We start from the raw sequence: 20,440 nt of genomic DNA, 5'->3' as shown, positions 1-20,440 counted from the left end.
CTCACTCCTTTTTCACACTATTATATAAGCAGATGTTTATATAAGTAAACGACAATATAAAAAAAGCCGGTCTTGCACTTTTGGCAAAACCGGCTCATGTTTATTTTTGGAACAGTTTTTTCGCTTCATCCATTGCTAATTTATTTCCCAGTGCTGAATAATCAAGCCAAGGCTGATCGGCAATTTTATAGACGTGGTTTGCTTTCACGGCCTTCAGCCCTTTCCATACAGCGCTTTTTTGCAATTCTTTATAGGCTTGCTGTGACTTGTCGTCTCTGTTAACGACGACGAAAATCGCATCCGCGTTGTAATCAGGCAGCACTTCTTGAGAAATGACTTCGTAAGGGCGGGAGGTGTTCATTTCTTTAATGCCGTCAGCCGGTTTCAGCTTCAGATCGTCAAACAGAATCGGTCCCATCGGACGGCGTGTGCTGAAGACGCGAAGCTCTTTTGCGTTCACGCGGATCGCCATGACTTTGGCGTTTTTCCCTAATTCCTTATTCATCATGGATCTGACTTGTTTTGTTTCATCTTCGTAATCTTGAATAAATGTTTTCGCTTCTTTTTCACGGTTGACGATTTTTCCGATGTCTTTTAAATGATCGCGCCAAGTGCCTTTATCAAGGTCGAAAACGTGTGTGTTTCCGATTTTCTTGTATTTTGACACATCTTTTCCCGCAAATTCTTTATCAAGATAAATGTTGTCTGGATTCAGCTCAAGTAAAGCTTCCATATCCGGGTCTGAGGCAGGGCCGAGTTTTTTCGTGTCTTTCAGCTGATTTTTCACATGAGGGAGAAAATCTTTTAATTCTCCGCCCACGACGGAACCGGCCGGTGTAACGCCGAGAGCCAGCAGATCATTTGTCAGGTGAATGGACATCGAAGCGATTTTATGATCGCCGGATTTCTTTTTTGACTCCGGCTGTGTTGAATCGGATTGGCAGGCAGCCAATAAGAAAATACACATGAAACTGATGAGCGCAATTATTTTTTTCATGGGAATACTCCTTGTTTTATGATTTGATTTTCATGACGAGATAGAGAAAATACGGCGCGCCGATGGCTGCCGCAACCACGCCGGCCGGAATGGCGTTCGGCTGAAACAAAGACCGGCCGATGGTGTCTGCCGCGACAAGAATGACAAGTCCGATTAATCCTGCAATCGGAATAATATGCTGATGCATGGTGCCGACGAGCCGTCTTGCCAAGTGAGGGGCGGCAAAGCCGATAAAGCCGATTCCCCCGGCCATCGCGACGCTCGCGCAGGACAAGCCGACCGCTATGGCGATCAGCATGATCCTTTTTCTCTGCACGTGTGCGCCGAGCCCCGCGGCTGCCTGGTCACCGAGCATTAAAATATTCAAAGACCGGGCGTTCAGCCATGCAAGCGGTGCGAGAATGCCGATCCAGGGCAATAGCGACCACACGTGAATCCAATCCCTGCCCCAGACGTTTCCCACCAGCCAGCGGGAAGCGAATGTATAGGTTTCTTCATTCAGGCGCAGCGACATAAACAATGTAACGGCGCTGAAGCCCGCGGAAACGGCGATCCCGACTAACAGCATGCGGATCGTTAAAAAACCGTTCAGCCTGTCGTACGTAAGCACTACGATCAGCAGGGCGGCGAGTGTTCCGCCCGCAAACGTAAACAGCGGGATGAACATCGACGCTTGCGCCTCCAAGGAATGAAAGAATGTGATATACATCATCAAACCGAAGGAAGCGCCGGCATGCAGTCCGAGAATGCCCGGATCGGCAAGCGGATTTCGGGATACACCCTGCAAAATAGCGCCCGACACTCCTAAACCGATGCCGGCCAGCATCGTCACCAGAATCCGGGGAAGCCGGTAATCGAATAAAACGGTTGTGCTTTGAAACGTGCCGTATCCGAACAGCGTTTTTCCCACGGTGAGAGGAGAAAGCCGGAATGAGCCCGTATGCAGCCCGATCAGAATAATGCAAACGGCGATGACCAGCAGAATGAGACCTGCCGCCGCCGCTTTTTTTGTTTCTTTCTGCACTTTCATTTATAAGTCTCTCCCTTCCTTGCGGGCAATATAAAGAAAGAAAGGGACACCGACAAGTGCGACCATAATGCCTATCGCCAATTCCCTCGGGGGACTGACCGTGCGCGAGGCCAGGTCAGCCAAAATCAATAGAATCGCGCCGAGTAACGCGGACATCGGAATAATCAGCCTGTACGTAACGCCGACGATCTTCCGCGCGATATGGGGAATGACCAGCCCGACGAAGCCGATCGCGCCGGCAGCGGAAACAGACACACCGGCAAGAACGACGGCGATCATTAATCCGGCGGCACGCGTCAGAGCCGTGTTCACCCCTAAATTCGCCGCCACGTCATTTCCCATTGAGAGAAGGGTGACGGACCGGCCCATGAATGTCGCGAGAATGATGAAGACCGCAATCACGGGAACAAGGACTTGTAAATGAGCCCACTTGATCCCTGACACCCCGCCGGCGTACCAGAAGGCCAAATCCTGGCTTAAATCGTAATAAATCGCCACACCGGTACTGAGTGAATGTAAAAGAGCGGCCACGACCGCCCCGGCAAGCGTCACCTTTAAAGGCGTCATGCTGCCTTTTCCCGCCGCACTGATAAAGAAAATCAAGCCGGTGCTTGCCAGTGCTCCCAAAAATGACATCACCATCAGCAGGGCGTATGACAAATGAGGGAAAAAAGCAAAACTGAGCGCAACAACAAACATGGCGCCCGCGTTTACGCCTAAGACACCCGAATCGGCAAGCGGATTTCTCGTGACACCCTGCATGAGGGCGCCTGCTGCGGCAAAAGCGGCTCCTGTAACGGCCGCCCCGAGCACCCTCGGAAGACGCAATTCATGAATGATCTGCTGGCCCGTTATGTTCGGATTGTAATCAGCAACAGCCGACCAAACCGTATGTAAAGTAATGTCTTTCGCGCCGAATGAGACGGCGAAAAAAATAGATACAAGCAGCCCGATCACCGCGATCAGGAAGAAAACCCCGTTTTTTAAGATGCTGATCAGACGGTTTGCGGACGTGACAGAATCGCTCAAAAATCAATTCACCTACTTTTATGATCATTGTCCGGTATTTATTGAATATGAGAATCATTTTCATTTGAACCATCATATTATACCGAGCCGATTTTCAAAACGCAATAGAGCGTTCAACAATGATGTCCTTTTTTTCTCTCATGTTTATATTGTAAAAAAGAAGTGAAAAACGTGAAAGAGGAAATAGCTATATTCAGAAAGGAGGGAGGCAAATGGCGGGAGAACGAAAGCCTTTGCCGATTGAATTTTACCAGAGGCCGTCAGTGGAGCTTGCCCCTTTATTGCTCGGCTGTCTCTTGGTGAAGGAGACGGACGAGGGAACGGCTTCAGGTTTTATCGTGGAAACGGAAGCTTATATGGGAGCGGATGACCGGGCGGCGCACAGCTTCGGCAACCGGCGCACGAAACGGACGGAAATTATGTTCCATGAGGCGGGCCGCATTTATACATACGTCATGCACACTCATACATTAATGAACGTCGTCGCCGCGGACATCGGCATTCCGCAGGCCGTGTTAATCAGGGCGGCGGAGCCTCATGAAGGACAGTTCCTGATGGAGAGCAGGAGACCGGGCAGACCCCCGAGAGAGTGGACAAACGGCCCGGGAAAACTGACGAAGGCGATGGGCATTTCAATGAACGACTACGGCGGCATGATCACGGAACCGCCGCTGTATATTACGGAGGGCTTTACGCCTGAACATATATCAACAGGCCCGAGAATCGGGATTGACAACAGCGGAGAAGCCCGGGATTATCCGTGGCGCTATTGGGTGACGGGGAACCGGTATGTCTCACGCTGACCATGTTTATAACCGCTGATAACAGGGGAAAGACAAGGTAAAAGAAAGGGGATTCAGACATTGAAAAAATTTTTCAAAACGATTATCAAATGGGCGCCCGTCATCTATCCGATCATCAGAAAAATCATAAAAGAACGGAAGGCATCTAAGCGGAACCGCATGTCCGCATCCCGAACAGCCGGCTGATCCGGCTGTTTTTTTACGGGCTTGGCATCGGATTGCCGCATTGACTTGAAATCCTTCCCATTATAGAATTTACATACATTTACCCCTTCCTCATTCTTTTTGCCCATTTTTCACGTCTTCATCTGATCTGATAGGAGGTTTTTCTCATGCTTCATGGGCGGCTTCGTGAACTTCTGCGCTTGCTTTTAGCTGCTGAAACACCGGTTACAAGCTCAGTCATCGCTGCAAATGTAAAGGTAACGACACGGACGGTCCGCAATGACATAAAGGAACTGCAAACCATTGTAGAAAAACACGGCGCATCCATTCAATCTGTCAGAGGGAGCGGCTATAAGCTGCTGATCCGGAATGAACAGCCGTTTAAAAACTGGCTTCAGGACAATTTCCAGCAGAACAGCACCGTGCCGATTTTTCCCGATGAACGGATAGATTACCTTATGAAAAGAATGCTTCTGACCGACGGCTACCTCAAGCTGGATGACTTGGCGGAAGAACTGTTCATCAGTAAATCCACACTTCAATCTGATTTAAAAGAAGTCAAAAAACGGCTCCGCCCCTATGACATCATTTTGGAAACAAGGCCGAACTACGGCTTTAAGCTGCGCGGCGAAGAGCTCCGCCTCCGTTATTGTATGGCGGAATACTTAGTGGACGACCGCGAGCCTGAGCCTGATCTCCTGAGTGAAAAGGCTGGTATTCTGCCGAAAGACGACATTCATGTGATCCGCACAGCCATTATGAAGCAGGTTCGAAACCATAAGATCCCGCTTTCTTTCTTCGGCCTGAACAATCTCATCATCCATATCGCCATTGCCTGCAAACGAATCCGGACAGAAAACTATGTATCTCTCATTCCGGAAGATCTTCATGATATTAAGCTTGAAACAGAATATCAATCAGCGGAAGCCATCGTAAAAGAGCTTGAATCAGCGCTTTCGGTCACCTTTCCCGAACAGGAAACCGCCTATATCGCCATTCACCTGCTCGGGACAAAGCGCATGACCCAGTCACAACTGGAAGGAAAAGAGCTTACAAGGCTGATAGACGGAGAAACCAGCCGTTTGACGGAGGCCATGATCGAAGCCATTGAGCGGGAGCTGAAGCTCGGAATCACGGACGACAATGAGCTGAAAGCGGGTCTTGCGCTCCACATCAAGCCGGCGATTAACCGGAACCGGTACGGAATGAACCTGAGAAATCCCATGCTCGCCGCCATAAAGGAAAATTATCCGCTCGCATTTGAAGCGGGAGTGATTGCGGGAATCGTGATCAAGGAGCAAACCGGCATTGATATCCATGAAAATGAGATCGGATATTTGGCGCTTCATTTCGGAGCCGCGATTGAAAGGAGAAAGACGGAACGGCCGCCTAAACGCTGTCTGATTGTCTGTGCGTCCGGCGCCGGCAGCGCGCAGCTTTTAAGAGAAAAGCTCCGTTCCCGGTTCGCAAAGCGTCTTGAAATCGTCGGAACGGCTGATTACTGCAGCCTTGACCAGCTTTCCTTTGAGTCGATTGATTTTGTGGTCAGCACAGTGCCGATCAAAAAAGACCTGCCCGTTCCCGTATTAAAGGTTCAGACGCTGTTGGGCGGCGGGGATTTTACAAAAATCGACGCCATGCTGGAAGAAAAGCGGGAACAATTGAACTTTCTGAAACCGGAACTGGTATTTTTGCAGCAGGATCTGGAGACGAAGGAGGACGTCATCCGTTTTCTCGGACAGCAGGTTGCAGAAGCCGGCCTCGCTTCTGATTCTCTGACCGATTCTATTTTTGAAAGGGAAGCGATTTCTCCTACGAGTTTCGGCAATCTTACGGCGATTCCGCACCCGCTCGTTCCGCAGACAGACACGACGTTTTGGGCGGTATGCACGCTGAAGAAGCCGATTGACTGGGCGGATAAGCGTGTCCAATTTGTCTGCCTGCTCTGCGTCGAGAAAGAAAGCAAAGCCGACCTCCAGCATATGTACAAATGGCTCGGCGGGATGTTAGATGATCCGGCCGCGGTAAGCCGTCTCTTAAAATGCACAACCTATCAGGAGGTTTTACGAGTATTCAGAGACAAACGATCAGAGAAAGACCGGGATACACCTTTTTTCCGTTAGCAGCGGAAAAAGCCTGAGTAGTTATGAAAGCGATTTCATAATATGATGGTACTAACATCGAGACATACAAAATATCAAACTTTCAGGAGGTCTTTTACATGAATATATTACTCGTTTGTGCAGCAGGGATGTCAACAAGCTTACTCGTCACCAAGATGGAAAAAAGCGCGCAGGAACAAGGAAAAGAATATAAAATCTGGGCGGTGTCAGGCGATTCAGTCAACCAGCATATTGATAAAGCGGACGTATTGCTGCTTGGGCCTCAAGTCCGTTATTTGCTTCCGCAGCTGAAAAAATTGGGTGAATCAAAAGGAGTGCCGGTTGAAGTCATCAATACCGTCCATTACGGCACGTGCAACGGAGCGGAGGTTCTGAAATCAGCGGAACAGCTCGGAAACGCATCGTAGAAAGGGGCGGGCCGTGTGAATAAGGTGAACCAGTTTTTAGAAGAGAAAGTCATGCCCATTGCCGGAAAAATTGCCTCCCAGCGGCATCTGCAAGCATTGCGTGACGGGATCATCCTCACCATGCCGCTTATCATCATCGGTTCGTTTTTTCTGATCATCGGCAACCTGCCGATTCCGGGATATGCGGATTTCATGGCAAAGACGTTCGGAAGCGCCTGGTCTCAAAAACTGCAATATCCGGTTGATGCGACCTTTGAAATCATGGGTCTTGTCGCCGCTTTCGGAATCGCCTACCGCCTGGCCGAAAAATACGGGGTGGACGCATTATCGGCCGGTGCGATATCTTTGGCGGCGTTTCTCTTGGCAACGCCGTACAAAGTTCCGTTTCTGCCTTCCGGCGCCAAAGAGGAAATCATGGTGGGCGGCGGCATCCCGCTGTCTCTCATGGGAAGCAAAGGGCTGTTTGTCGCGATGATCATCGCCATGCTGTCGACGGAAATTTACCGCCTGATCATCCAGCGGAATTTCGTCTTCAAAATGCCGGACGGCGTGCCTCCGGCGGTCAGCAAATCATTTGTCGCTTTAATTCCCGGCTTTGCCGTCATCTTTCTGATCTGGGGCGCGCGTTTAATTGTCGAAGCGACGCCGTTTGAAAGCCTTCATAACATTGTAAGCGTTGTACTGGGGACGCCGCTCTCGATTCTTGGGGGAAGTCTCGGCGGAAGCCTGATAGCCGAAGCGGTTCAAATGCTCTTGTGGGCGTGCGGATTACACGGGGCGAACATAGTCGGCGGCGTCATGGCGCCGATCTGGTTCGGAGCGATGGATGCCAATCGGATTGCGTTTCAGGCGGGCGATGCGCTTCCGAATATTTTCACCCAGCAGTTTTTTGAAATCTGGATCAACATCGGCGGAAGCGGCGCGACACTGGCGCTCGTGGTCACCATGTTTCTCCGTTCGCGAAGCAAGCAGATGAAGCAGCTTGGGAAACTCGCCATCGGGCCGGCCGTCTTTAATATTAATGAGCCGATTATTTTCGGAATGCCGATCGTCATGAACCCGATGCTTCTCATTCCGTTCATTATCACACCGCTTGTCACACTGGTCTTTACCTATATTGGCATGAGCACTGGCCTCGTCGCCAAACCTGCCGGCATTGCCGTCCCATGGACGATGCCGCCGATTTTCTCCGGCTATCTTGCCACGGGCGGAAAAATATCAGGGGCTGTCATGCAGGCGATTAATATCATCACAGCCTTTATCGTGTACTATCCGTTCTTCAGAATGTGGGATTCGCAAAAGCTGAAAGAAGAAAACGAACTTGAACAATCGCAGGCGCCAGCCGTACAGGGAGACGAAAAAGCCGTGCTGTAGAGAAAGGGAGTGAAACACATGAATGAAAAAATGGAACAGACCATTTTTCAGATCATCCTGCATGGCGGCAACGGCAGAAGTGCATCAATGGAAGCCATTGCCGCCGCAAAGCGGGGGGACAGAGCCATGGCGGAAGAAAAGCTTCAGGAAGCCGCAAGGGAACTGACCGAAGCCCATCATTATCAGACAGAACTGATCCAAAATGAAGCCGGCGGAGAAAAAACAGACATGACGCTTTTGATGGTGCATGCGCAAGATCATTTAATGAATGCCATGACCGTGAAAGACTTGGCCGCTGAGTTAGTCGAGATTTACGAAAAAGTGAGTCTGCAAGGGGGAGCAAAAATATGACAAAAGGAATTAAAATTGTAACGATCGGCGGAGGTTCAAGCTATACACCGGAGCTTGTGGAAGGCATCATTAAGCGCTATGAGGAACTGCCTGTCAGAGAATTATGGCTCGTCGACATTCCCGAAGGCGAGAAAAAACTCAATATCGTCGGCACGCTTGCAAAACGCATGGTCGAAAAAGCGGGTGTTCCGATAGAGATTCACCTGACGCTTGACCGGAGAGAAGCTTTGAAGGATGCGGATTTCGTAACGACTCAATTCCGCGTCGGCCTTCTTGAGGCCCGCGCCAAAGATGAACGGATTCCGTTAAAATACGGCGTAATCGGCCAGGAGACAAACGGTCCGGGCGGTTTATTCAAAGGGCTGCGCACCATCCCGGTTATTCTGGAAATCGCGAAAGACATCGAAGAGCTTTGTCCGAATGCATGGCTCGTGAATTTCACAAACCCTGCCGGCATGGTTACCGAGGCCTTGCTCCGCTACTCGAATCTCACAAAAGTCGTCGGCCTCTGCAATGTGCCGATCGGCATTAAAATGGGCGTCGCAAAAGCATTGGATGTGGATGTCAGCCGGATCGAAGTGCAATTTGCCGGGCTGAATCACATGGTCTTCGGATTAGATGTTTTCTTAGACGGCGTCAGCGTGAAAGATCAAGTCATTGAAGCCATGGGAGACCCGGAAAACGCCATGACGATGAAAAATATTTCAGGGGCGGAATGGGAGCCTGAATTCCTGAAGGCGCTCGATCTGATTCCTTGCGGCTACCACCGTTATTATTTCAAAACGAAAGAAATGCTCGAGCATGAAATAGAAGCGTCACAGACGGAGGGCACACGCGCCGAGGTTGTACAGAAGGTTGAGAAAGAACTGTTCGAACTGTACAAAGATCCGAATCTCGCCATCAAACCGCCGCAGCTTGAAAAACGGGGCGGAGCGTACTACAGTGACGCGGCCTGCAACCTGATCAGCTCCATCTATAACGACAAACATGATATCCAGCCCGTCAATACGATGAACAACGGCGCGATCGCCAGCATTCCGAATGACTCAGCGGTCGAAGTGAACTGTGTCATGACGAAAGACGGTCCGAAACCGATCGCCGTCGGTGATCTGCCGGTGTCTGTCCGCGGACTCGTCCAGCAAATCAAATCATTTGAGCGCGTCGCCGCTGAAGCAGCTGTCACGGGAGATTATCAAACGGCGCTACTTGCGATGACGATCAACCCTCTCGTCCCGTCAGACTCCGTGGCAAAGGCCATTCTGGATGAAATGCTTGAGGCCCACAAAGAACATCTGCCTCATTTCTTTAAGTCGATTGAAGCATAAGAGCAGAAAAAAACCCGGATTCGCTTCCGGGTTTTTTGCTTATTTTGATTCGCTTAGTGAGGCGACTTCTGTCGTCCAGCCGAACACGTCGGCTTCCGCGCCTTTTTGAATGCCTGTAATGGTATCGTACAATTTCTTCGAGATCTCTCCGGTTTCACCGCTGCCGATGACAAGACTTTCATCATTCCAGATCAGTTCGCCGACCGGAGAAATGACCGCCGCCGTACCGGTTCCGAATGTTTCTTCCAATCGGCCGTCACGATGCGCCTGAATGATTTCATCGATCGAAATCTTTCGCTCAGACACAGTCAGTCCCCAATGTTTGAGAAGGGTGATGACGGAATTTCTCGTAATTCCTTCAAGAATGCTTCCGTTCAGCTCCGGCGTCACGATCTCGCCGCTGATTTTGAAGAAGATGTTCATGCTGCCGACTTCTTCGATGTATTTTTTCTCAATGCCGTCAAGCCATAAAACCTGGGAAAATCCCTTCTCTTCCGCAACCTGCTGCGCTTTCAGGCTTGATGCGTAGTTGCCGGCGGTTTTCGCGTTTCCGGTGCCGCCTTTGACGGCGCGCACGAATTCGTTTTCCACGGCGATTTTTACCGGTTTAATGCCTTCTTTGTAATAAGAGCCGACCGGGGAAAGAATGATAAACAGCTTGTACGTATGGGATGCCGCTACACCGAGGAAAGGCTCAGTCGCAATGATAAACGGACGGATATAAAGGGAAGTGCCTTCCGCTTTCGGAATCCAGTCTTTGTCGATGGCTACGAGCTGTTTCAGGCCTTCAAGAACAAGCTCTTCATCAATGAGCGGGATGCAAAGGCGGTCATTTGACTGGTTCAGGCGCTTCATATTTTTCTCCGGTCTGAACAGAAGCACTTCCTGATCCTTCGTTACATACGCTTTAAGCCCTTCAAAAACGGTTTGGCCGTAATGATAAACCATGGCCGCAGGATCCATTGAGATGGACTGATAAGGGATAATTCTCGGATCATACCAGCCTTGATCGGCATCGTAATCCATAACAAACATATGGTCGGTGAAAATTCTGCCGAACGCAAGGTCATGGGGGTCCGGTTTCGGTTTTTTGGCTGAAGTCAATTCAACACGAATGTCTTGTTTCATAATGTTCTGTCTCCCTATTGGTGTTATTGTCAAACTTATTTGAAAATAATTTATATTCTATTGTATACTTTCAACAAATATTCGCAATAGTTTTCCTCAAATTTGTGAAAAAATCAAATCACATAAAAAGCAGGGGAGAGAATGCCCCCTGCGTGTTCGTTTTTACGTATTCTGTCATCACCGTGCTCAGTGAACCGTCACCTTGCCGGTTTTGTAAAACTGCTCCATTGCTTTATCGACGTACACCCAGCCCTTCCAGGCGATATGGATGGTGTCTTTCATAAAGTACGGATCATATTCGTGCCCGGATAAGTCGGCAACCTGAAAGCCCTTCGCTTTAATTTGCTTAGTGACTTTTTTGTAGTAATCAGTCCGGCCTTTTTTCGGGAAGCCGGTGTAGTCATACCATTTTCCGTTGACCGGAATAACCACGAACATCGGTTCAGCGCCGGCATCTTTCAGAATGTCCAGCATATCCGCAAAGTCGTGATATTCGACTGATTTGGCGTATGTTCTTCCTTTGTTGATTCCTTTCACTCTCTTTACTTTCTTCTTAATCTTTTTATAAGAAGCGTCATCGATATAGAAAGGATTGGACTTGGAGCTCCGTTCTCCTAATTGAGCGGCAGCTGTTTTTAACTCTGACCACGATTTCCCTTTCAGGTTTTCAGAGATCGTCCGTTCAGGGCCCTTGGTTTCTCCCATTGAATAATAAAGATCTTTTTTCTCAAGCAGTGAATAATAAGCTTTGGCAGCCGGCATGACCGCTTTCACTTTCCATGATGGTCCGTTGACCATTCCCTTGTATAATTCAGAAAGGACAGCATCATGCTGAACGACTTTAAAACGGAGCATGCGCTTCATCATGTTCTTTTTGACCGCGGGATCAATCTGGTTATTAAATGCTAAATCCAATGCCTGAAGTGATGAAAAATTCGGCGCAAAGTGCTGTTCATCAGAACCTTTTTTGATAAACCATTGCGGAGAAACAATGAATACCAGTTTTTTGCCCTTCAGCTGCTGATAATGCGCCGCAAAGTTCACGGCGTGTATCAAGGATTGGTCCCCGCCTTTTCCGACAAGATAAGGCGTAAAGCCTTGGTTGTTCACTTGGAAATAGTTGGACGGGTGAAACTCATCCAGTCTTGAAAGCTCGGAAGAACCGAAAATCGGCATATACTTCGAGTCTTCGAACATTTTATTTTGCAGATAGAGCCCCTGGAACATATTCGGATTTAAGGCTGCCGCCGACTCTTCGACACGTTTTTCAGGAATGAAGCGCGTAAGCCATGAAGCCGGAACTGCGATAGCTCCGACAAACAGGACGAACGCTAAAATAATTGGTCCAAAGAAACGCTTTTTCATTTACTTCAACTCAGTCAGTTTGTTTACAATGTTGTTTGGCGTATTCCACTCGTCACGGTCAAATTCAGTGATCGGCACTGTAATGCCGAAGCGGTTTTCGATGGCGACCAGCAGTTCCACAGTTCCGAAAGAGTCAAGCAGTCCTTCTTCAAAGATTTCAATATCAGGATTTTCTTTCACGGCGTCCTCCTGACAAACTTCAGCTAATACGTCTAATACTTCCTGTTTAAATTCCATGTGTTTTCAATCTCCTTTAGTGATGAAATGGTTTTCCTGAGAAAATATAAAATCCGAAACATACGAAATGGAATGTGATGACGATGGCTAAAAAGGCCGTAAAACGATTGGCGGGCAGCCATTTGTATTTCTTATTCCATTTCTCAAAAAAGTTATACCCGGTCATTAATACGGCGTGGTACAGGCCGTATACAATATATTGCAGGGCGAGTCCGTGCCAGACGCCCATCAGCATGAACAGCAGGAAATACCCGATGTTCGAGACGGCCATCCGGTTCTTTATCCATTTTTTCTTTGTCATCCAGAAAACAAAGCGCATAAATACGTAGTCTCTGAACCAGAAGGATAAGGACATGTGCCAGCGGTTCCAGAAGTCTTTAATGTTTTTGCTGATAAACGGCTTATTAAAGTTTTCCGGAGATTTGATACCCATGATATAGCTTACACCGACGGCAAACATCGTGTAACCCGCAAAATCAAAAAACAGGTACAAGCTGTATCCGTACATGTACAGCACATTACCCCACAGTTTGCTGTGGGTGATATGAGACAGATTCATAATGAAATACGTGTTAATCGCATATCCGATAATGAATTTGTACAAGAAACCGATAAAAATTTTATGAATGCCGGTATACAGTAAATCAGCGTATTCTCCCTTTGTCCATACTTTCTGTTCGTCCTTGGCAAATCTGCGGTATCTGTCGATCGGACCGGAAGAAATGGTCGGGAAAAACATAATAAAGTACAAAAGGCGGTGAAGCGGCATTTTTTCTTTAATCAGTCCGTCTCTCGTTTCCATGATCAGCTGGACGCCTTTAAATGTCAAATAAGAAATTCCTAAGAAACTGATCAGGTTATGAACCGGGTGATGGGGCGCCGGCGGAAAGAAAAACGGCCATAATTTAGATAAAAACAGGGGTAAAATGGACGCGATCACGGCCATACTGAAGACAAAGCCGCTGTTGGCTTTCAGTCTGTAAGCGAGATAACCCCTGATTAAAAGCACCTGCCACAGCGTAAAGATACATAGTGCGATCACGCCGTGCAGATCATGCGCGAAAATCAAAGCCAATACGATGATGGATATAAACATGTTGTATCCTTGGAATCTCTTGCCGTTCAGCCCTAAAATAATCGTCGGCAAAAGAAGGATTCCAAGTAAGATAAAGAAGAAAAACGAGCTGTAAGGCGTCATACAAGAACCTCTTCGCCAATGCGTTTACGGTCGATTTTTCCGTTCGCAGTCATTTGAATGTGATCCTGGTAAATGAATTTTCTCGGAATCATGTAGGCCGGAAGCGAAGCGGCCAGTTCTTTCTTAATGGCGCTTGTCAGCTGGAATTCTTTTTCAAAATCATGTTTTTCAGGCACGATGGCGGCAATTAAATATTCGACAGGTCCGTTAGGCTGATACGGGATGACAACCGCCGTGCGCACATATTGAGACTGCCTTACATGTACTTCGATTTCCTCCAGCTCCATGCGGTAGCCGTGAAGCTTAATCTGGAAATCAAGGCGTCCTTGGCAGAAAATCTGACCATCCTGAACATAACCGGCATCACCCGTGTGATATGCCCACTGGCCGTCGATCGGGAAAAACGCTTTTTCCGTCAGAGAAGGCTCTCCGAGATAGCCTTTGCTCACGCTCGGGCCCGCGATGATGATTTCCCCTTTTTCTCCGTCCGGAAGCTTATTCCCGTTTTCATCCATGATGAAGATATCCATATCGGGTTTTGCAAAACCGACAGGCAGAGATTCATGTTCATCGATGATCTGCTGCGTAATTTCAACGGAGGTGACGGCAACCGTTGTTTCAGTCGGGCCGTATGTATTAAATACACGCGCCTTCGGAAAACGGTTTAACAGCTCCTGTGCCACGGCAGCCGGAAGCGCTTCTCCGCAAAACATAAATACTTCTGCCTCAGGCAGGAGTTCCTGCGTAAAGCCGGGGTCCATCAGACACATTTGGACGAAAGACGGCGTCGATGTCCAGACGTTCAGTTTGGATTTCTCCAATTCTTCAAATAGTACTTTCGGTTTATTGATTTTGTCTTTCGTTACGCAGTGCAGCGTACCTCCCGTTTGAAGCGACGGGAAAATGTCCATGACAGATAAATCAAAAGAAAACGGAGCTTGGTTTAAGAATGTCTTACCCTCGCCCACAGGAAAATCCCTGCAGATCCAGTCAGTGAAGCTTTGCAGGTTATCGGCCGATATCTGCACGCCCTTCGGATTTCCCGTGCTGCCGGACGTGTAAATAATGTAAAAGGTATCCAGCTCTTTTACCCAGTTCTCACGGCTGAGGTCTGCATCTCCGTCAGCTGCAAGCTCTTCGGGCGTAACGGTTTTAATCAGATTGCTTCCCGTATCGACTGCATCGCCCGATACGCTGATAAGCAGCTCTGCGCCTGAGCTTTCAATGATTTTGACGATCCGCTCCGCCGGAATGGAAACATCGACAGGGATGTATGGGCGGCCCGCTTTGACGCTTCCTAAGAAAGAAACGATCATATTCGGCTCCATATGTCCGTAAACCAGGACAGGCGCTTTCGAACCGTCAGCTGTATGTTTTTGAATGCCGGACGCAACCCGCTCCGACAAATCCCATAATTCCCCGTAAGTGAGGGAATGATCTAAGGAACGAAACGCTTCGGCCTGCGGCTTGGCGTCTGCGTATGTTTTTATAGCATCAAGTAGTTTCATAGTTATCCTCCCCGATTAGAAATCGTTGTAAATATAAGTGCCGGTATTCGCTGTATGAAATCCATACATCCAAAAAAGCAATACTAATATCAGAAAATAAAAGCCCGTATGAAACGTCCATTTGATCAATGTATTTTCATAAGCACGTTTTAATTTTTGCATCATATTCAAAATTCCTTCCCCGCGTATTCAATAATTACACCAGTATATGACGATTAGATTAACAAAAAGTTTCAAAATATGTCTAATATCCTAAGCTTAAAATTTCCTTAAAAATGAATGAGGAACAAAAGGATGGAAAACACGCATGTATAAATTGGCAAATGATCATACTAAAAAGGCGCTGTTCAGGCGGGATTTTTAACTTATCGTAAATATAAACGAGGTAAAAAAATTTTGGCGGCTTTTTCTTAAGCAGGCTTGTGCCGAACCCCAATGGAGAAGGGCGAAAAGCCGTTTCCGGCAGGATAGCCGATAAAGCGCCGCATCTTGTGAAATGAGGAAGAAATTATTATGATAGATAAGGTAGCAGAAAACGTGAAAAACCCAATTCAACACTACTGTTATCGGCTGACTGTGAAAGCCTTTTAATAGAAAGGAAGAGGAAAATGAATCAAAACAATATGGGGGGCAGCCAAAAGACGCCCGAGAAAGAAAGCATGGGCCGCATTTTGTGGCAGCTAACCCGCCCTCATACATTGACGGCATCGTTTGTGCCCGTACTTCTCGGCACCGTATTGGCGATGTTTTACGTAAAGGTTGATTTCCTGCTGTTTTTGGCCATGCTGTTTTCCTGCCTTTGGATTCAGATCGCCACGAACTTATTCAATGAATATTACGATTTTAAACGCGGTTTAGATACGGAGGATTCCGTCGGTATCGGCGGAGCGATCGTCCGCCACGGCATGAAGCCGAAAACAATTCTGCAGCTGGCGCTCGGCTCTTATGCGATTGCCCTCGTGCTCGGTGTTTATATCTGCATGAGCAGCAGCTGGTGGCTTGCGGTTATCGGCCTTGCCGGCATGCTGATCGGCTATCTGTATACGGGCGGCCCGCTGCCGATTGCGTATACACCGTTCGGGGAACTGTTCTCCGGCATTTGCATGGGCTCTGTATTTGTCCTTATCTCTTTCTTCATTCAGACAGGCAGAATTAATGAACAGAGCATTTTGATTTCTATCCCGATCGCCATCTTGGTCGGAGCGATTAACCTGTCCAACAATATCCGTGATATTGAGGAAGATAAAAAGGGCGGACGTAAAACGCTGGCCATTTTAATGGGGCATAGAGGGGCCGTCATGATACTGGCCGCATCATTTGCCATCGCTTACATCTGGATCGTCGGTCTTGTCATCATGGGTTACACAAGCCCGTGGCTGTTTTTGGTCTTCCTGAGCGTGCCGAAACCCGTTCAGGCCGTGAAAGGCTTTGTGAAAAACGAAATGCCGATGAACATGATTATTGCGATGAAATCAACGGCGCAAACCAATACATTCTTCGGATTCCTGCTTTCAATCGGACTCCTGATCAGTTATTTCCGCTGATCAAATGAAAGGCAAATGCCATAACCGGCATTTGCTTTTTTTTATGACATAATCTTCACGATTTTGTAAAGAACCTGACCGCGGACTGACACGTCTCATATATGGACAGCAAAGCAAGGAGATGAAAAAAATGGACTTGTCAACAGCCCATATGGATGATTTGAAAACGGTCATGGAAGATTGGAAAAATGAATTATTAGTTTATAAATTCGCTTTAGATGAGCTGGATACGAAGTTTTCTATCATCAGCCAGGAATATAATTTGATTCACGGGCATAACCCGATCGAGCATACAAAATCACGCGTAAAAAGTTTCGAGAGTATCGTCAATAAACTGATGCGCAAAGGCTGCGATGTGACGACGCAGGAAATGAAAGAGCATATTCATGATATTGCGGGTGTCAGGATTATCTGTTCCTTTATTTCCGATATTTATAATGTCGCTGAGGTTTTGAAGCAGCATAAGGACCTGAAGATCGTAAAGGTGAAGGATTATATCAAACATCCGAAGCCGAACGGCTACCGCAGCCTGCATTTGATTATTGAAATTCCCGTTTATTTGACGAATCGTGTGGAATATGTGAAGGCGGAAATTCAAATCCGCACCATTGCCATGGATTTTTGGGCGAGTCTTGAACATAAAATTTATTACAAATTAAATAACGAAGTCCCAAAGCATCTGACCGACGAGCTGAAGGAAGCGGCGGACATCGCCCATTATTTAGACGAAAAGATGCTTGGAATTAAGAAAGAAGTCGATTAAACGATTGACGCATCACAAACAGCCGGACCGCTTTTATGTGCAGTCCGGCTGTTTGTTTATCCAATGACGCTCACCGTTTTTCGCTGTCGACCTTGATCGTCTTGCCTCCGTTCACATAGACCTCGCAGCTAAGATCATTTTCTTTCCTCACCCCAAACAAAGAAGAAAGATATCAAATCGCAAACAGCACATTCCCGCAGAAAAAATGTGTAAGATCAAGGTTTACTTTTTAAAAAAAGGGAAAGACATTTGTACAACAAAAAGGGAGATGAATATCAGTGGGAAAGAATGAAACAATGCATATCGTATCATGTGCCGATGATCATTATGCTCGTCATTTGGGTGGGATGTTCGCTTCTTTATTGATGAATATGGATAAAACAAGGAATGCCAAATTATATGTGATCGACGGCGGAATTACTGCCGAAAACAAGGACAAGCTTGCACAGACCGCGATGTCATTCGGGACGCCGCTTGAATTTTTAGAAGTAGACGCTGATCAATACAAGCATGCAGTCGAAAGCAGCCACATTACAAAAGCCGCTTATTACCGCATTTCCATCCCTGATTTAATTAAGGATGAGTCCGTAAAGCGGATGATTTACATTGATTGCGATGCAATTGTGATGGAAGATATTTCGGTTTTATGGGATATGGATATTTCCCCGGCAATAGTTGCGGCGGTAGAAGACGCCGGACAGCATGAAAGACTGAAAAAAATGAATATCAGCGACACTGCCAAGTATTTTAATTCCGGCATTATGATTATAGATTTCGAACCTTGGAGAAAACAAAATATTTCTGAAAAGGTGATTGATTTTATCAACGAAAACAGCTCGGAGGATTTTCTCGTGTTCCATGATCAGGACGCGCTTAACGCGATCTTATATGATCAATGGCATGAACTGCATCCGCGCTGGAACGCGCAGACGCATATTATCATGAATGAGAAAACGCCTCCTGAACTGATCGACCGTATACGTTACAGAGAAACACGTGCCGAACCGGCCATCGTCCATTTCTGCGGCAGCGACAAGCCTTGGAATACAGGCACCTCGCACCCGTATCGTGATCATTATTTCCGATATATGTCCTTTACGAAATGGAACACGATTGACCGCCCGGCCATGAACCAATAGGCAGGTGTGATGAAAACGCTTGTGAAGCCGTTATCCGGCTCATAAGCGTTTTTTTTATTATTTCACCCGAATCGCACGCACGCGTTTTTGCAGGCCGGTCTTTTCGGCAGACGGCTTCAATCGGCTGACTGCCGTTTGCGCCGCTGATTTTGCTTTTTTCGTCTTGTTTTTTTCCGCCGTTTTTACTTTGTCCCTTGCCTGCTGCCGGTTGAGTTTATCTTTTATCCGGACAAGCCGTTTTTCCAGAGCGGTTTTTTCTTTTCCCGGCTGGATTTCGCTGACTGCTTTTTGGGCTTTTGCGGTGCTGGCCTCAGAGGTCTTTTTTTCCGCCTGCTTGACGCTGGCCTCAGCTGTTTTCAAAAGGCTTGAATTGACAGCGTTAAGCCGCTTTTGCAGCCCTTTTTTCTCTGAACCGGCCGGTAATTTGCGAATGGCGCTTTGTGCGGCATTGACGGCGGTTTTTTTCTTTTGTTTTTCGGCAGCCCGGACTTTGTCTCTTGCGTCCGTCACATTTCTTGCCGTCTGAACTTTATTGATCCGGGACTCGAGAGCGGTTTTTCCCTTTGACTTGGACAGCTTGCTGACGGCCGTTTTTGCTTGATTGATATCTGCCTGTTTTTTCGTCTTTTCCGCTTTTATTACGGCCCGTTCGGCAAAGCTCTTTTGCTTTACGTGATATTGCACCAGGCCGTACCCAAATCGGCTGTCACGTCCGGGAGCGCCCAGATCTTTGACGTTTTGCTGCATCTGCTGCCGGAGCTGTGTATTTGTTTCCTCGGGATATTTCTGCCTGAGCAGCGCGAACATGCCGGTGACGTGGGGTGCGGCTTGAGATGTGCCGTCAGCCGTGGCGTACATTTGATTCAGGTACGTGCTCGTAATATTGGTGCCGGGTGCGGCAAATTCAATTTGTTTTCCGGTCGTGGAAAAAGCCGCGAGCCCGTTTTTTTCAGTTGACGCTGAGACTGCTGTTACGCTGCTGTAGGCGCCCGGATAATTGACGGGTTTTTTGTTGCCGTCGTTTCCTGCGGCGGCTACGATCACGATTCCTTTTTTGTATGCTTTATCTACGGCGTCGTGAAGAATTTTGCTGTCTGCGTTAGTTCCGAGACTCATATTGATGATGTCCATTTTGTTGGCGATCGACCAGTCGATCGCTTTAAGAAGGCTTTTAAGATCCCCTGCACCCTTTCTGTCTAATGCTTTAACCGCATATAACCGGACATCCGGCGCGATGCCGTCAATGCCGTATCCGTCATGTTTGGCCGCAATGATTCCGGCGACATGCGTCCCGTGTCCGTTGTCATCTTTGTATGAGGAAGTATAGCTGACTGCGGAATAGCCTCCGGCAATAGACAGATCATCATGAGGGTAAATGCCGCTGTCAATGACAGCCACTTTCACCTTTTTTCCCGTCAAGCCTTCTTTCCACGCCTGCTTGACCTGAGTCGGTTCTATATCCCATTGCGGCAGCGCGTAACTGCTGCTTTGGGCCGCTGATAACGGGCGGATATCAGAACCGCCTGCCGCCTGAAAGGATACATTGTTTTCTACATATAAGATATCAGGGTCCTGTTTCAGGTCTTTCACCGTTTGCGAATCGGCAGACACGGCGACTGCCGGGAGATGCTGATAGGTCTGTTCCACATCCGCTCCGCTGTCTATGGCGGATTCCTTGCCGTTTTGATTTTTGTACACCACGATAACGTCCCGGTCGTGCGTCTCGGCGTGCGCGGGCGCCGCGGCGGAGAACAGGCTGACGCACAAGGCCGCGGCCATTATTGGTTTCAGGATGTGATACATTGCAATTCCCCCTTTTTCTTTATATATCGGCAGTGCGGAATTCTTTTTTTCCTAAGGGATAAGGAAAATTTCTGTATGCAAATGTAAGCGTTTCCAAAATATGATGGAGAAAATGCTTTAAGACATCTGCGCAATAAACTCAAAAAGGGGG

At 47.8% G+C, this 20,440-nt stretch carries 20 protein-coding genes; 10 read left to right on the top strand and 10 right to left on the bottom strand.

The window, feature by feature from the left end; translation table 11 throughout:
• Positions 1-100 precede the first annotated feature (100 nt).
• The 3 genes from HWY38_RS04270 to HWY38_RS04260 are packed head-to-tail and all read right to left on the bottom strand — an operon-like array spanning position 101 to position 3,026.
• On the bottom strand, positions 101-997 hold the full coding sequence (locus tag HWY38_RS04270; protein ID WP_007614657.1) for an ABC transporter substrate-binding protein: 897 nt from the start codon (positions 995-997) through the stop codon (positions 101-103).
• Between the two features lie 16 nt (positions 998-1,013).
• Positions 1,014-2,027 carry a FecCD family ABC transporter permease gene (locus HWY38_RS04265; protein WP_007407745.1) on the bottom strand — a complete coding sequence of 338 codons (1,014 nt, stop codon included), beginning with the start codon at positions 2,025-2,027 and terminating at the stop codon, positions 1,014-1,016.
• Positions 2,028-3,026, bottom strand: coding sequence for a FecCD family ABC transporter permease (locus HWY38_RS04260; RefSeq protein WP_042635747.1), 999 nt, complete (start codon positions 3,024-3,026; stop codon positions 2,028-2,030).
• A gap of 242 nt (positions 3,027-3,268) precedes the next feature.
• Here HWY38_RS04260 and HWY38_RS04255 point away from each other — a divergent pair, with 242 nt between their 5' ends.
• From HWY38_RS04255 to licH, 7 genes are all read left to right on the top strand, one after another.
• On the top strand, positions 3,269-3,859 hold the full coding sequence (locus HWY38_RS04255) for a DNA-3-methyladenine glycosylase (RefSeq protein ID WP_032875710.1): 591 nt from the start codon (positions 3,269-3,271) through the stop codon (positions 3,857-3,859).
• A gap of 51 nt (positions 3,860-3,910) precedes the next feature.
• Complete coding sequence (locus HWY38_RS19110; protein ID WP_369719122.1) at positions 3,911-4,045, top strand: hypothetical protein; 135 nt, start codon at positions 3,911-3,913, stop codon at positions 4,043-4,045.
• Positions 4,046-4,191: 146 nt separating this feature from the next.
• Positions 4,192-6,147, top strand: coding sequence for a transcriptional regulator LicR (licR, locus tag HWY38_RS04250; protein WP_224181319.1), 1,956 nt, complete (start codon positions 4,192-4,194; stop codon positions 6,145-6,147).
• Between the two features lie 98 nt (positions 6,148-6,245).
• Entirely contained in the window at positions 6,246-6,554 is a 309-nt protein-coding gene (gene licB, locus HWY38_RS04245) for a PTS lichenan transporter subunit IIB (RefSeq protein WP_003150863.1), read from the top strand.
• Between the two features lie 15 nt (positions 6,555-6,569).
• Positions 6,570-7,928: a PTS cellobiose transporter subunit IIC gene (celB, locus tag HWY38_RS04240; protein WP_032875716.1), complete on the top strand. Its 1,359-nt coding sequence runs from the start codon at positions 6,570-6,572 to the stop codon at positions 7,926-7,928.
• 18 nt (positions 7,929-7,946) lie between these two features.
• Positions 7,947-8,279 carry a PTS lichenan transporter subunit IIA gene (licA, locus tag HWY38_RS04235; RefSeq protein ID WP_003150867.1) on the top strand — a complete coding sequence of 111 codons (333 nt, stop codon included), beginning with the start codon at positions 7,947-7,949 and terminating at the stop codon, positions 8,277-8,279.
• Positions 8,276-9,604: a 6-phospho-beta-glucosidase LicH gene (licH, locus tag HWY38_RS04230; RefSeq protein WP_224181318.1), complete on the top strand. Its 1,329-nt coding sequence runs from the start codon at positions 8,276-8,278 to the stop codon at positions 9,602-9,604. The genes licA and licH overlap by 4 nt, the downstream gene beginning before the upstream one ends.
• A gap of 39 nt (positions 9,605-9,643) precedes the next feature.
• On the opposite strand, the gene HWY38_RS04225 is transcribed toward licH, so the two are convergent.
• The 6 genes from HWY38_RS04225 to HWY38_RS04200 all read right to left on the bottom strand — a co-directional run bounded on the left by HWY38_RS04225 (position 9,644) and on the right by HWY38_RS04200 (position 15,205).
• Positions 9,644-10,735 (bottom strand): branched-chain amino acid aminotransferase, encoded by a 1,092-nt coding sequence (locus tag HWY38_RS04225; protein ID WP_224181419.1) that lies wholly within the window; start codon positions 10,733-10,735, stop codon positions 9,644-9,646.
• A 183-nt stretch (positions 10,736-10,918) separates the two neighbouring features.
• Positions 10,919-12,097, bottom strand: a complete 1,179-nt coding sequence (gene dltD, locus HWY38_RS04220; RefSeq protein ID WP_224181317.1) for a D-alanyl-lipoteichoic acid biosynthesis protein DltD — start codon at positions 12,095-12,097, stop codon at positions 10,919-10,921.
• The gene (dltC, locus tag HWY38_RS04215) at positions 12,098-12,334 is read right to left on the bottom strand and encodes a D-alanine--poly(phosphoribitol) ligase subunit 2 (protein ID WP_003150875.1); all 237 of its coding nucleotides are present in this window, start codon (positions 12,332-12,334) and stop codon (positions 12,098-12,100) included. It lies immediately after the preceding gene.
• Between the two features lie 16 nt (positions 12,335-12,350).
• Entirely contained in the window at positions 12,351-13,532 is a 1,182-nt protein-coding gene (dltB, locus tag HWY38_RS04210; RefSeq protein WP_012118762.1) for a D-alanyl-lipoteichoic acid biosynthesis protein DltB, read from the bottom strand.
• On the bottom strand, positions 13,529-15,040 hold the full coding sequence (dltA, locus tag HWY38_RS04205; protein WP_007614638.1) for a D-alanine--poly(phosphoribitol) ligase subunit DltA: 1,512 nt from the start codon (positions 15,038-15,040) through the stop codon (positions 13,529-13,531). Before dltA ends, dltB begins: the two co-directional genes overlap by 4 nt.
• Positions 15,041-15,055: 15 nt before the next feature.
• Positions 15,056-15,205 (bottom strand): teichoic acid D-Ala incorporation-associated protein DltX, encoded by a 150-nt coding sequence (locus tag HWY38_RS04200; protein WP_003150882.1) that lies wholly within the window; start codon positions 15,203-15,205, stop codon positions 15,056-15,058.
• A gap of 443 nt (positions 15,206-15,648) precedes the next feature.
• Between HWY38_RS04200 and HWY38_RS04195 the strand changes: the two genes are divergently transcribed.
• From HWY38_RS04195 to HWY38_RS04185, 3 genes are all read left to right on the top strand, one after another.
• Entirely contained in the window at positions 15,649-16,584 is a 936-nt protein-coding gene (locus HWY38_RS04195; RefSeq protein ID WP_007614633.1) for a 1,4-dihydroxy-2-naphthoate polyprenyltransferase, read from the top strand.
• A gap of 130 nt (positions 16,585-16,714) precedes the next feature.
• Positions 16,715-17,347 (top strand): GTP pyrophosphokinase family protein, encoded by a 633-nt coding sequence (locus tag HWY38_RS04190; protein ID WP_007407732.1) that lies wholly within the window; start codon positions 16,715-16,717, stop codon positions 17,345-17,347.
• A 278-nt stretch (positions 17,348-17,625) separates the two neighbouring features.
• On the top strand, positions 17,626-18,486 hold the full coding sequence (locus HWY38_RS04185; RefSeq protein ID WP_061581633.1) for a glycosyltransferase family 8 protein: 861 nt from the start codon (positions 17,626-17,628) through the stop codon (positions 18,484-18,486).
• A gap of 57 nt (positions 18,487-18,543) precedes the next feature.
• Here the strand turns inward: HWY38_RS04185 and HWY38_RS04180 are convergent, their stop codons facing one another.
• On the bottom strand, positions 18,544-20,289 hold the full coding sequence (locus tag HWY38_RS04180; RefSeq protein ID WP_317986208.1) for a S8 family peptidase: 1,746 nt from the start codon (positions 20,287-20,289) through the stop codon (positions 18,544-18,546).
• Between the last annotated feature and the right edge of the window lie 151 nt (positions 20,290-20,440).

The organism is Bacillus sp. KS1, from assembly GCF_020075515.1.
Lineage (GTDB): Bacteria > Bacillota > Bacilli > Bacillales > Bacillaceae > Bacillus > Bacillus velezensis.
Note: the sequence above shows the minus strand (reverse complement) of the source record. Positions and strands in the feature narration are given on the sequence as shown.